This is a genomic window from Parvibaculum sp., assembly GCF_039973015.1.
GTDB lineage: Bacteria > Pseudomonadota > Alphaproteobacteria > Parvibaculales > Parvibaculaceae > Parvibaculum.
Genome location: NZ_JBDWLT010000002.1, coordinates 50,521 through 63,974, shown reverse-complemented (window position 1 = coordinate 63,974; position 13,454 = coordinate 50,521). Strand labels below are relative to the sequence as shown.

11 protein-coding genes are annotated in these 13,454 nt (G+C 60.1%); 5 read left to right on the top strand and 6 right to left on the bottom strand.

Annotation, left to right across the window (positions count from 1 at the left end):
* Positions 1–3: 3 nt before the first annotated feature.
* From rfbB to ABJO61_RS00555, 4 genes are all read left to right on the top strand, one after another.
* Positions 4–1,056 (top strand): dTDP-glucose 4,6-dehydratase, encoded by a 1,053-nt coding sequence (rfbB, locus tag ABJO61_RS00570; RefSeq protein ID WP_348323459.1) that lies wholly within the window; start codon positions 4–6, stop codon positions 1,054–1,056.
* Complete coding sequence (rfbD, locus tag ABJO61_RS00565) at positions 1,053–1,907, top strand: dTDP-4-dehydrorhamnose reductase (RefSeq protein ID WP_348323458.1); 855 nt, start codon at positions 1,053–1,055, stop codon at positions 1,905–1,907. Before rfbB ends, rfbD begins: the two co-directional genes overlap by 4 nt.
* Entirely contained in the window at positions 1,904–2,785 is an 882-nt protein-coding gene (gene rfbA / locus ABJO61_RS00560; RefSeq protein WP_348323457.1) for a glucose-1-phosphate thymidylyltransferase RfbA, read from the top strand. The genes rfbD and rfbA overlap by 4 nt, the downstream gene beginning before the upstream one ends.
* Before the next feature lie 731 nt (positions 2,786–3,516).
* Entirely contained in the window at positions 3,517–4,848 is a 1,332-nt protein-coding gene (locus tag ABJO61_RS00555; protein ID WP_348330617.1) for an O-antigen ligase family protein, read from the top strand.
* On the opposite strand, the gene ABJO61_RS00550 is transcribed toward ABJO61_RS00555, so the two are convergent.
* The 6 genes from ABJO61_RS00550 to ABJO61_RS00525 form a co-directional block, all read right to left on the bottom strand.
* Positions 4,831–5,499: a hypothetical protein gene (locus ABJO61_RS00550; RefSeq protein ID WP_348323455.1), complete on the bottom strand. Its 669-nt coding sequence runs from the start codon at positions 5,497–5,499 to the stop codon at positions 4,831–4,833. The two genes, ABJO61_RS00555 and ABJO61_RS00550, sit on opposite strands and share 18 nt — an antisense overlap.
* A gap of 37 nt (positions 5,500–5,536) precedes the next feature.
* Positions 5,537–7,708 (bottom strand): polysaccharide biosynthesis tyrosine autokinase, encoded by a 2,172-nt coding sequence (locus ABJO61_RS00545; RefSeq protein WP_348323454.1) that lies wholly within the window; start codon positions 7,706–7,708, stop codon positions 5,537–5,539.
* Between the two features lie 455 nt (positions 7,709–8,163).
* Positions 8,164–9,441, bottom strand: coding sequence for an outer membrane beta-barrel protein (locus ABJO61_RS00540; protein ID WP_348323453.1), 1,278 nt, complete (start codon positions 9,439–9,441; stop codon positions 8,164–8,166).
* Between the two features lie 142 nt (positions 9,442–9,583).
* Positions 9,584–10,117 carry a hypothetical protein gene (locus ABJO61_RS00535; RefSeq protein WP_348323452.1) on the bottom strand — a complete coding sequence of 178 codons (534 nt, stop codon included), beginning with the start codon at positions 10,115–10,117 and terminating at the stop codon, positions 9,584–9,586.
* Positions 10,118–10,596: 479 nt separating this feature from the next.
* Positions 10,597–11,241 carry a polysaccharide biosynthesis/export family protein gene (locus ABJO61_RS00530; RefSeq protein WP_348323451.1) on the bottom strand — a complete coding sequence of 215 codons (645 nt, stop codon included), beginning with the start codon at positions 11,239–11,241 and terminating at the stop codon, positions 10,597–10,599.
* A gap of 188 nt (positions 11,242–11,429) precedes the next feature.
* A complete protein-coding gene (locus ABJO61_RS00525) occupies positions 11,430–12,233 on the bottom strand; it encodes a metallophosphoesterase family protein (RefSeq protein ID WP_348323450.1) in 804 nt (267 codons plus the stop codon).
* Positions 12,234–12,469: 236 nt separating this feature from the next.
* Here ABJO61_RS00525 and ABJO61_RS00520 point away from each other — a divergent pair, with 236 nt between their 5' ends.
* On the top strand, positions 12,470–13,453 hold the full coding sequence (locus ABJO61_RS00520) for a KpsF/GutQ family sugar-phosphate isomerase (RefSeq protein WP_348323449.1): 984 nt from the start codon (positions 12,470–12,472) through the stop codon (positions 13,451–13,453).
* The last annotated feature ends 1 nt before the right edge of the window (position 13,454 follow it).

The following is a 13,454-nucleotide window of genomic DNA, read 5'->3' as shown; positions in this document are numbered from 1 at the left end:
AAGATGAAGCTACTGGTCACAGGTGGGGCGGGGTTTATCGGCTCGGCCGTGGTGCGGCTGGCGGTAAAGCGCAAGCATCAAGTGGTGAACCTTGATGCGCTGACCTATGCCGCCAATCCGGAAAATGTGGCGCCGGTGGCGGATAGCCCGCTTTACGCCTTTGTGCAGGCCGATATCCGCGACCGCGAGGCGCTGGATGCGGCCTTTGCCACGTATCGGCCCGATATTGTGCTGCATTTGGCAGCGGAATCCCATGTCGATCGCTCGATCGACGGGCCCGCCGATTTTATCGATACCAATATCACCGGCACGTTCAACATTCTGGAAGCGGCGCGCAAATATTGGCAGGCGGCGGGGCGGCCGGATGGGTTTCGCTTTCACCATATCTCGACAGACGAGGTGTTCGGCTCGCTGCCCGCAGACCCTGCCGTGCAGTTTACCGAGGCCACGGCGTATGACCCGCGCAGCCCCTATTCGGCCTCGAAAGCCGCGTCAGACCATCTGGTACGCGCCTGGTTCGAGACCTACGGCCTGCCTGTGGTACTGAGCAATTGTTCCAATAATTACGGGCCTTACCACTTTCCAGAAAAGCTGATCCCGGTGGTTATTCTAAACGCGCTGGCCGGAAAGCCGCTGCCGATCTATGGCGATGGCAGCAATATCCGCGATTGGCTTTATGTCGAAGATCACGCCGATGCGCTGTTGCTGGTGGCCACCAAGGGCCAACTGGGGCGCAGCTACAATATCGGCGGTGAGAACGAGCGCACCAATCTGCAACTCGTGCAAACTATCTGTCAGATCCTTGATCGGCTCCAGCCACGCGAAAACGGCAGCTACAGCGATCTCATCACCTTCGTGACTGACCGGCCCGGCCATGACGCGCGCTATGCGATCAATCCCGCGCGCATCCGTACGGAACTCGGCTGGCGGCCCAGTGTCACGGTGGAAGAGGGGCTGGAACGCACCGTGCGCTGGTATCTGGAGAACGAGGATTGGTGGCACCCGCTTTTAGCGCGTCAGGGCGTGGGCCAGCGGCTGGGCACCGGCGCGCCATGAGCGATCTGCTGGTCTTTGGCCGCACGGGCCAAGTGGCAATCGCTTTACAGCGCCTTGCCCCGGTGCGGGCGATGGGCCGTGACGCGGCCGATCTGGCACAGCCCGATGCCTGCGCCGCCGCCATCCACGCGCACCGCCCCCGCGTAGTGATCAACGCGGCCGCCTACACCGCCGTGGACCGCGCCGAAGAGGAAGAAGCACCGGCCACCACCATCAATGGCTCCGCCCCCACGGCTATGGCCGTGACCTGCGCGGCCCTGAATATACCCTTCGTGCATATCTCAACCGATTATGTCTTTGCCGGCACGGGCGGGCGAGCATGGGCGCCCGATGATGCCACCGCGCCGGCAAATGCCTATGGCCGCAGCAAATGGGCGGGCGAACAAGGCATTCGGGCCAGCGGCGCAACACACGCCATTTTGCGCACTTCTTGGGTATTTTCCGCCCACGGCAATAATTTCGTCAAAACCATGCTGCGCCTGTCGGACGGCCGCGACGCGGTAAACGTGGTCGACGACCAGATCGGCGGGCCCACGCCTGCGCGCGCCATTGCGGCGGCGTGCTTGGCGATTGCCGATCAGCTGCAAACTGATCCCAGTAAAACCGGCACCTATCACTTCAGCGGCGCACCCGATGTCAGCTGGTGCACCTTTGCCCGCGCGATTTTTGAGGCGGCGGGCCGGCCGACCCGCGTGCAGGGCATCCCCAGCAGCGCCTATCCCACGCCCGCCGCGCGCCCGCTGAACTCGCGGCTGGACTGCCGCACCACAGACGCCGTATTCCACCTGCCCCGCCCCGATTGGCGAGCGGGCTTACACGAGTGTTTAGCCGATTTGGGGGTATCCACATGAGCAACCGCAAAGGCATTATTCTAGCAGGCGGGTCTGGCACGCGGCTCTACCCCATCACCATGGCTGTATCTAAGCAGCTGCTGCCGATCTACGATAAGCCCATGGTCTATTACCCCCTGACCGTATTGATGCTGGCAGGCATCCGCGAGATTTTGGTCATCACCACCCCCCATGACCAAGAACAGTTCATGCGCACCTTGGGCGATGGCAGCCAATGGGGGATCGAATTGCACTACAAGGTGCAGCCCAGCCCAGATGGGCTGGCGCAGGCCTTTATTCTGGCCGAAGAATTTTTGGCAGGTGCGCCCGCCGCCATGGTGTTGGGCGATAACATCTTCTTTGGCCACGGGCTGCCCGACCTGCTGCAAGCGGCGGGCGAAAACACCGTCGGCGCCACGGTCTTTGGCTACCGCGTGGCCGACCCCGAGCGCTATGGCGTAGTGGATTTTGACGGCAACGGCACGGTGCAAAGCATCATCGAAAAGCCGACCGTGCCGCCGTCGAACTATGCGGTCACTGGGCTTTACTTCGTCGATGGTACAGCCCCCGAACGCGCAAAGGCCGTACGTCCCTCGACCCGGGGCGAGCTGGAAATCATAACGCTTTTGCAAAGCTATCTAGCCGACGGCACCCTCACCGTTAAAAAAATGGGCCGCGGTTATGCGTGGCTTGATACCGGCACGCACGCCAGCCTGCTAGACGCTAGCAACTTCGTGCGCACCCTAACCGAACGCCAAGGCCAACAAGTAGGCAGCCCAGACGAAGTGGCATTCGAGATGGGCTGGATTGATGCAGCCCAACTACAGGCTCGCGCCCAGAAATTCGGCAAGAATGACTACGGAACCTACCTTGCTCAGGTAAGCTGCACGAAGCGTTAACCAGTCACAACAAGGAACATTTGGCTAACCATATTCACCCCGTACTTCGTTTGTGGCAGCTCCGTCACCTTCAAGCCGCCGCCTGATCAGGCTCACCAACTTCTGCGCATAACTCAACCTGCACTTGTTTGACCTGATCGATGAGTCCGGCATGCTGCGCGCGCGGCCCTCGGTCGACCTACACAGCCAGTCCGCCGGTGGCACCAAGCCATCGCTGGGCGAGATGATGCATTTCGGTGTACCCGTTCTGGCGCATGACTGCGCCTTCAACCGCATACCACCGAAGGCAAGGCGCGTTATTTCGGAACCTCTGCCGAGCTTGTGGTGCTGCTGCGCAGCCTCGAGCCGGAGGAGAGCAAAGCGATTTGGCAATCAACGGGGGGGCGTTACCGAGACCCAAGGCCGTCAGGTTTATACTCCACCACGCCTAGTCCCGTTGCATCACAAAGCCCAACAGGCTCAAATGTCTAAAGGACTCTACTTCTAGCCGAATGACGCTGGGGGTTCAGGCCAATTACGTGAGTCGCGAACCAACATGCACCACTATGGTCGTTACTCAAGCGAAAACGCCCCGATACCCGACTCCAGACTTGCCTCTATGGTGCGTCGGAGTCCTAAAGGTTCTTCAATCTATGCTTCTAAGCGCTTCTTCGCATGCCATTCGGTGGATATTCTGGGGGCTCATTGCAGTTGTCCTCCTCGCTCCGCTCCCGCTTGGAAGCAATCGCCCCTTGCCCGGAGCCTTGCTGCTTGCGGCCACCGGCATGCTTCTGCTCCTTTGGTCATTGTATGCCGCTGTTGCCAAGGACACTATCAAGACTGACCCGCTTCAACCTCTCATTGCACCAACACTACTTTACGCACTCGTTCTCGCCTGGATATTCCTGCAGTGGATACCGTTGTCCTCCGCCAGCCCGGAAATTAATCCATCCTGGAGAAATCCTCTGTGGGTAGAAGCGTCGCAGGCGCTCGCCATGCCCCTCCCCGCTCATATTAGCATTGATCTCGCAGCATCCTTCGAGGGCGGCCTCCGGTTCCTCGCCTATTCCGGCATCTTCTGGCTCGCGCTCAGTCTTACTTGCGACCCAGCACGGGCCGCCCAAGCCCGGCTAGCCATCATCGCAGCTGGTGCGACCTACTCCCTCTACGGACTGTTCGCTTTTTTCGGCGGGGGGGACTGGCTCCTTGGCAATATTGGCGCGAGACCGGACGCGTCTCTCACCTCGAGCTTCATCAACCGCAACTCATTCGCGACCTTTGCGGGCTTAACGCTCCTTGCCGCCGTGTCGCTGTTCCTGGAGCGCATTCGTCATCTCTTGGGCCTCGAACGACCCTTGCGTCGCAAGGCGGCCCTCGTCATCGAACACATGATCTTTCAGTCGGGCTGGCTCACAGGTGTCCTCCTCGTGATCATGTTGGCGCTCCTCCTTACCACCTCACGTGGCGGCATCCTGGCCTCATTTTTCGCGCTTGGCGCGCTGATACTCCTGCAACTCGGGCGCCGGAGCCGTGCACCAGGGCAGCCCATCGGATTTGCAATCCTTATCATCGTCGGAATCGCCGTCATCGCAGGTGGTGGCAACTTCATTGACCGCCTGGAGCGCCAAGGATTATCGCTTGAGGCCGATCTTCGAACGACGCTCTTTGCAACCACCACCAGTGCGATCCAGACCGCCCCCCTGACCGGCACGGGGTTAGGAACATATGAGCTGGCGATCGAGCCATATCGGGCCAACGACCCGAACATCTTTGCACTCTGGGAGAAGGCGCATAACACCTACCTCGAAAATGCGATGGAGCTGGGGCTGGTGGCGGCCCTCGCCCTCAATCTGTCGATCTTGCTGCTTGCCCGGATCGCCTTTCGCGGCATCGGCGCCCGCAAACGCCACAAAAGCTTCCCGGCACTGGGCGTTGCTGCAACGCTGCTTGTAGGCCTTCACGCCCTGGTCGATTTCAGCTTGCAGATCCCGGCTGTCGCCGTGCTCTACGCCTTCATGATGGGACTCGCGGTCGCCCAGTCCGCCCCTGCGAGGCAAAGAGCCCCATCACCGATCAAGGCTTGACGCCACAAGCCGGTCGAAGTCCCGCAGAGCCCGGTCATTCTCGCCGAGCCGCTCTCGAAAAGCCGCCCGGGCCTCGAAACCCGCATCGAGATAGATTGAGACAAGCAATGGCCTGATCGCCCTGCGCGTCCAAAAGGACTTGATACCGGCCAGAGCATGGGTCCGCATCTCATCAGGCATCGCCTCCCAGTGACGCATGACAATCGACAATTGGGGCAGAAGCGCAGAGGCACGGCGCGGCGCAGTGAGCCGGGCGAGCCTCAAGTAGGGGAGAACCTTCTGGACAGGCGCGCCCGCTTCAAGCTCGGCTTCTGCAAGCCGGGCCCAGGCCGTGCCGTTCCCGGGTGACAAGGCAGCGGTTTGCCGGAGATCCTCAACCGCGAGTTCTTTCCAACGGTCGGCCGCCCCCGGGTCGAGGCGGGCCAGACGGCTGACGAGCCGAGCCCGATCCTCTCGCAATGTCGGATCTTCGGGCCGCCAGGCCAGGGCTTCGCTATAGGACCGAAACGCGGCCTCGGCATCCTCGAGAGATATCGCTCGCCCCTCATTGATCGCATCAAGGGACGCACTCGCAGGAAGAACAATCCAATGAGCCGCAATGCGGGGGACGGCCGAGACCACCAAAAGACCGCCTACCAGAAGACCCGCCACCGCAAGGCTCCATTGGAGCCAACGGCCGTGATCGCTCTTAGTTGACATAGTATCGGCTGTATTTGCCATAGTAGTACCCGCCGTCGCCATAGCCATATTTGGCTTGCGCAGCTGTATCGACAACAGCAAGAACGGCACCGGCTATAGCGGCGTCGTAAAGACGCAGTTCGCGGATCGCGGCTTGCGCCGCATCGCGCGGCGTTTCGCTCCAGCGCACCACAAATACGGTCTCATCAGCGACACGGGAGAGAACACGGCTGTCGGACACCGGGACCACCGGCGCGCTGTCGAGCACCACGAGATCGTAGTCGCCGCGCAAGCGTTCAAGAAGCAACCGCATTTGCTCTGACCCCAGGAGATCAGACGGGTTTGCCGTACCGGTCGCGATCGGAAGAATGTCGAGTTCGCTTTTCGGATCCTTGATCAACACATGAGATAATTCGAGTCGCTCTGCCAGCATCTCCACAAGCCCCAACTCCGGCCGGGTAACCCCGAATGCCTTGTGAACGCTCGGATGCCGGAGGTCACAGTCCACCAGAACAACCTTGAGACCGGCAGCCGCGGCCGCCCGCGCGAAACCCGACGAGGTTGTTGTCTTGCCCTCGCTTGGCAGAGCGGAGGTAAAGAGGATCACCTTGGGCGGGTTGTCCACATTCGATAATTGCAAGGCAGATCGCAGGCTTCTCAGCGACTCGGAAAACGCCGAGAGAGGCTTCGCGATCAAATAATCGAGAGGACTCAGAACCTTCCGGTCAGGCCCCTTCTCGGCCGGTGTCGCCGGCAGCGAGACGAGATGCGGAACCCCCAACATCTGCTCCAAATCGCGCCCCGTCTCAATCCCGTTGTCGAGATGCTCAAGGAGGAACGCAAGACCAACACCCAACATTCCTGAAAGCACCAGAGCCAATAGCAGCGCGCGTGTCTTTCGGGGATGCGAGGGGCCGCCGGGAGGCGTCGCCTGCGAGATTACCCGGCTATCCGGCACCTGCAGGTCCTGCTGCTGCGAGGTTTCCTTGAAACGGTTCAGGAAGCTCTCATAGACCGCCCGGTTTGCCGCCGCCACGCGTTCAAGCTCCCGGAGCTGGACCATGGCCTGACCGCTGTCGCCGCTCTCGCCGCGGATCTCTCGAAGGCTTTGCTCAAGAGAGGCGACGCGCGTCTCCGCGACGGCGACATTGTTCTGCAGGCTGCCCACAATGCGCGCGATTTCAGAGCCGATTTGGCGCTCGATGTCGCGGCGCTGAGCTTCGGCATTCACGACTTCCGGGTGACGCGGACCGTAGCGCGAGGCAAGGTTAGCCAGCTCTCGGGCCAACTCCGCCTGCTTCTGGCGAAGCTGCGAGATGGTAGACGACTGGACGACATCCGCCATGCTTTCGATCGTCCCTCCCGAGGAGCGGATCTGCCGGGCGCGATCATATTTGGCACGCGCTTCCGCGAGCGTCGTTCGAGCCAGGATAAGCTGGGCATTGAGCTCCGACAATTGCTGTTCGGAAACCGTCATACCCGCACTCGACTCGAGCCCCTCCTCCGAGCGGTAAATTTCCACGGCCCGCTCGGAATCCTGGACCTGACGACGCAGCTCATCCAGACGACGCGACAGCCATTCATTGGCCTGGCGTGTCGCTTCAAACTTCGCCTCGAGCTGGTCGAGGATGTAGGTATCCGCAATCACGTTAGCGATCCGGGCGGCCTTTTCGGGGCTTTCCGAGACAAAGCTTATATTGATCACATAGGTGAGGCGCTGCCGTGAGACGGTAAGACGTCCCAACAAGCTGTCAATCACCGCATTCAATTCCGCCCGGGCGCGAACGTCCTCATTGATCTCGGGCCGCTCGGCCTCGACAAGCGAGAGCGCTTCGCCAATCCAGACTCGCGGATCGAGCCAGCGCAACGCCGAAGGCTCGCGCAGCCTGGAATTGAATTCGGGATCCTCCATCAGATTGAGATGATCAACGACACGTGCGGCAAGAGCCCGAGAGCGGAGGATTTCAACCTCGCTGTCGACGGTGGCCGAATCCGCCGGCATGCCCGACATGACCGCTTCCATGTCGGTGACTTGCATTTTCTGGCGGTCGAGCAGAACCTGCGTTTCGGCGGTATAAAGCGGCGTCTGCTGCAGCACCACAACCATCGCCAACGCGGTGAGCCCCAGCATCACACTTACGATCAGCCCCAGACGCTTGCGCAACGTCCGGTAGAGCGCCATGAGGTCGAACTCGAGGAAACCGTCGCCATCATCGGGATTTTGGCCTTCATATGAAGGCCCCCCGCCTTTGGAGGTTCCGCCCTTTACCGGTGCATTCATCGCCACGTTCCTCACTGCCTCCAGATCGCACGCCTGTCGCGAGCAATGCAATGCCCACCGGACCGCTGTTTTACACACCACCGCCCCGCCGCGTCGAGGACACTCTATTCCCCCCAGGACTGTCCCTCGTGCGGGTTTCTCAAAGTCTAGCCCGGCATCCACGCATCGCGCATTAACGGGCCCGGCGGTACCGGCAAAAAATTGCCCCGAGCAAAGCCCGGGGGGCTTTAATCGCAAGAGAAGAATTACGCTCCGCCGCGTCGCCCCTCTCAATGGAAAAAGGGCAGCGGAACGATCCCGCTGCCCTTTTTCTTATGCCTTATCGGACATGCAAGCGTCAGCACATGATGAAGCGTTCAGAGTCCGGCGCTAAGCGTGAGCCCCACTTCGTTCCGGCTGTAATCCAAACCCGCTACGCTCGAATCCCGATCGGTGTAATCATAGCCGAGACGAATCGAGAAATTGCGGTTCAACAGGTAATCAACACCCAGACCGGCCCGCACGATATCGTCATCACGTGCGATACCCTCGAAGTCCTGGTTTGCAAAGCCAGCGCTGGCCCCGACGATCACATTACGCATGAGCTCGTGATCAACGCGGAACCCGACAGAACTGTCCGTATAACCCGACGCACCGGCTGCAATCGTTTCCTGGATCGAGGAGGCAGCCTCAAAGCGGATCGTCGTAAGCGGCGTCACGAACCAATCCACATTGGCGCCAAAAGCGATGCTGTCAATTTCCGGCAAGGTCGGATCGTCATAATCTTGCGACTGGTAACCGACGAAGACACCGCCCTGCGCCAGGTTGGTCAAACGGAAATCTGCACCACCGACAACCGCATAACCATCGGAATCGCGGTTAAGGGCTACCACAGGCGGCTTCTGGTCATATTCGCGCTGATTGATAGTGCCCTGAACATAGACATTCGTATCCGGCGACACATCGTAACCCAGGCGCAGGAATTGCGTATATTCCTCGCGATCCCGGAAATCCTGATTGAGGGCACCGCCACCGGTCAGAGGGACGGTGTCATAATCGTAGTCAGAATAGGTTGCGCCAAGACGAGTTGTGACACGATTGAAACGGTGATTCAGCGCCGCATTGCCCTCCAGGAGCGAGTATTCGGTGGGCTCTGCCGCAAGGCCGATGGCGTTCGGCGCTCCACGGTCTTCGCTGAGCTCAGCATAAGACACCCCGCCGGTCACATTCGTATCGCGGGTGAGGTCGAGACGTCCATCAGCGCCCACATCCCAGTCGAGACGATCTTCATCATTATTGTCTGCATAAAGCTTCTGCGCGAGGCCGGCACGCAGGTTCAGACTATGACGGCTCCAGTTCGACGACGCGGAAAGCCGTGCTGCAAGCGTCGTGATAAAGTCGCTCTCGGTATTGGTGTCAGTCGCATAGATGTTGTCGTCAAAGGTGCCCGTCACCGAGGCTTCCGGGAAAACCGTGAAGGCACCCGCGCGCATACCAACAGCATCATAGCCGGGGCGAACGCGATCTCGAACGCTCACATTGCGGTTATCGGTAATCTCGAGATCCTGCGCACCGACAGAGTTGATTGGCCCCACATAAAAGGCTGTCGCAGCAATGGCCGCGACCATGGCCTTTGAGACGAATGACGACGACATGAATTATCTCCCGATGGTTCTTTCAAGACCTGCGCCATTCCGAAATTGCCGCTTAGGAATTGAGCCGTAGGCTATAGGCGCGGGCCGACAGAAAACAGATGGAATAACAGGGTGCCCCTACAGGGCACCCTGACTGGCATGATCAGTTCGGGCTTACCGGTGTCTCCGGTGTCGTATCCCGGTTCGGGTTTGACGCCGCGTCACCCTGTTGCGCCTGCCTGTTCGTCGTTGCAGTTGCAGTCCCCTGGCTGACCGAAGCCTGAAGCGTCTCATCGTTGGTCGCGGCGACCTTCGCCTGCATGTTGGCGGCAGCCGTCGGATTCGTGAGACCAATTTGCGCTATGGCAGCACCGAGAGCCGCGCCTCCCGCGGTCTTGAGGCCCGGATTGCTCGCCAGCGCTTCGCGCGCCGCGTCGCTTCTCGGGTTAGCGAGCGCGGCAATGACGGCATCGCCTGCAAGTTCCGGATCGACTGCGGCCAAGAGATAAGCCTCGACGGCTGCCGCGAACGCGTCTTCGTCGCCTGCATTGGCGATCAGAAGCGCCTCGATATCGGCTTCCATCGCATCAAGCGTTTCCGCACCGGCTTCCTGCGCTATCGCCGGCATCGCGGCAAACATGGTGGGCGCCACAGCCATGGCACCGGCTACGATCATGACCGACAAAAGCTTCTTCATCACGGCACTCCCTCTTTCAAAACAGCCCGAGGCATCCTTCAAATCAGGAGCCTCACGTGCCTATCGTAATTCCCTGGCCGCGCAGGACTGCTCCCGAACGCAGGCTCAAGCTCTCTTGCAAGGGTGCCGACCCAAGCTCTGCACTTAATCAACGGGCTCGGGATTCCGGCACAATTCCAAGCGAAATCTAATATCAAACTGGACCAGTCGAACACGCAAAATTTATAGTTAATCTATGGTTATCGACTAGCGTGGCACAAATACATCGGACCAATAGCGCCTTGACAACTCTTCCTCCCAGCCAACTTGACTCACGCAACAGACAGGAACGGCTCCGAAGGGCTCCTGAAACGCACCGAAAAATTGATTTCACTTACAAAATCGCAAGTTAAAACCAATCCGGCATCACCGGCCTTCATGACGGACACATACAGGCTGTACGCAGGAGGCCCGGCTCCAAGACATCCGGATAAACGCGATCAGAAGAAGCGCTCGGGTATCCGGACAATATCACCGGGCAACACCTTGACCGCCTGGCTCGCGGGATACTCCTGTTCCGTCCCCTCTCCGCGCGTGATCAACACGCGCTCGGTGTTGGCACGGTAAGTATAGCCGCCCGCTACAGCCACGGCGTTCAGGACGGTCATGCCGCTCGTATAAGGGTACTGGCCGGAAGTCTCGACCTCGCCATAGATATAGAACGGCCGGTAGTTCAGAACCTCGACGCTCACGCGCGGGCTGTTCAGATAGCCCTGGCTAAACTTTGCTTCGACCGCGTCCTCGAATTGGCTCAAGGTCAGATCCCTGGCACGCACCTGGCCGATCAGCGGTAGCGCCACATTGCCAGAACCGCTGACGTCGAATTCGCCGGAAAGATCGGGCTCGCCGAAAACGATGACGCGGAGTTTATCGCCCGTCCCCAAGGCGTAGTCCGCCTCGGCATCCTCCGGGAGAACCGGCGCGGCCCCCGAGCTCTGCGGCACGGCTGGCGCCGGCATCGGCGCTGCTGCGCGAGGTCCGCCGCTACAGCCAGCGATCAGCACTGCCACAAGCAGGAAGGTCGCAACCTGGCTCGCTCTGGCGCCTAACGCCTCGAAAAACGTGGTAGTTCCAGATCGGATCATTATCCTCGTCCTTCCTCAGCCGCGCTACGCAATAAAAGCCCATGCGGGCGGATGCAGGGTCTCCCCAAGGCCAATGGCCCTTTAAGGATCGCGGCTATTGGTCGATAAACAGGTTGGCTTTAATTAGCATTTAATAGCTGAACTATTGAGGTGAAAGATAGCGAGGAGACCGGTTTTTCCTCTTCTGGTTAACCTGCCTGCGTCAGCGCCCTGGCATTCGCACCGGTCTGAATAAACCGTCGTCCCCCACCCTCGAGCACCAGCGCGGTCAGGACGCCGGTCATATATGCCCCTGTATCTATGCCGATGCGGTTGGACCGCACGACCACCTCTTCGTTCGGTGTATGCCCATGGATCACGCATTTGCCGAACGAGCCGCGTGAGGTCAGAAACTCTTCGCGAATCCAGAGCAGATCCTCCTCGATCTGACGATGAAGCGCGATCCCAGGTCGCACTCCGGCATGAACGAAGAAATAGCCACCGAACTCCGCCGAAACTTCGAGATTCTCGAGGAAATGCCGGTGAGCCGCCGGCAGCACCTCCTCGAAATCCTCCCGCGCCCGCTCGAAGGCCGCCGGGTCGTCGGTCAGCGTCAGTTCCTTGATGCCATAGGAATGGAGCGTCTCGAGCCCGCCATAATATTTCCAGTCCTTGCCGAAGCTCGCATCCTCAAGGAACTGCAACATGGCAAGCTCATGATTGCCCTTGAGGAATACCTGCTCGAACCCGTCAAGCCGATTGCCGGTTAACCGGTCCAGCACTTCCTTCGAGCGAAGCCCGCGATCGACATAATCACCTAGGTAAATCAATATGTTACGATCAAAAGGCCGGGCCTTCGCATCGACCTCAATCAATCCGTGAAGTTCGGCAAGCAAGTCATCCCGCCCATGAACATCACCCACCGCGTAGATACGCAGGCCCTCGGGCAGACCTGTTTCATCCGCCGGGCGCGTAAACGCGCTTTTAAGTCGATCCAGAAATCCGCCCTGCACGCAAAACCTTTCACGCCGCCGCGTTTTCCGCCGGCACCGCAATCTTTCCTTACCCGCCAGCCTAATGGAATCCCCTGTGCAAACAAAGAGATACGCCGCCGCATTGACCGGTTTTGTTATGGCCTGGACGGTTTGGCCACATTCGAAAGGGCAACTGTAGAGTGAAGGACAATTGCGATATAAAAGGGCCAAATCACTTCGACGCGGCACGTTACCGCGCCACAAGGAAGCGTAGCTTGTCCCGCACCACGACCAGACCAACAGCCGAAAGCGGCCACCTTGCCTCCGCCCACCGGACCCTGTCGCTCGAGATCGAGGGGCTGAAGGCGCTGATGGCTTCGCTTGACGGCCCCTTCATCGAGGCGGTCGAAACGCTGGGCCGTGCGGAAGGCCGGATCGTCGTGACGGGCATGGGAAAATCCGGCCATGTGGCGCGCAAGATCGCGGCAACCCTCGCCTCCACCGGCTCCCCTTCTCAATATGTGCATCCCGGCGAGGCCTCCCACGGCGACCTCGGCATGATCACGGCGGCCGACGTTATCCTCGCGCTCTCCTGGTCGGGCGAGACGGCCGAGCTCTCCAGCATCATTTCCCATGCGAAACGCTTCGCGATCCCGCTCATTGCCATGACCGCTGAGGCGGCCAGCGCGCTTGGCCGCGCAGGCGATGTGGCGCTCATCCTGCCGCGCTCCGAAGAGGCATGTCCCAACAAGCTCGCGCCGACGACCTCGACCACCATGCAGCTCGCGCTCGGCGATGCGCTGGCCATCGCGCTGCTTGAGAAAAAAGGCTTTTCCGCCAAGGACTTCAAGGTCTTCCACCCCGGCGGCAAGCTCGGCGCCATGCTCTCCCATGTGCGCGAGGTGATGCATGTGGACGACGAACTGCCGCTTACCGGACCCGCCACGCCGATGTCCGAAGTGCTGCTTTTGATGTCGCAGAAGAGCCTCGGCTGCGCGGGCATCGTGGATAAGAACGGCAAACTGGACGGCATGATCACCGATGGCGATATCCGCCGTCACTCCTCCAGCGACCTGCTGGCGCGCACGGCAAGCGAGGTGATGAACGCCTCGCCGAAGACGGTAAGCCCCGACATGCTCGCCTCCGAAGCGGTGAAGCTCCTCAACGAAAAGAAGATCACCAGCCTCTTCGTGGTCGAGGACGGCAAGCCCGTGGGCGTCGTCCATATCCACGACTTCCTGAAGGCGGGCGTCGTCTGAC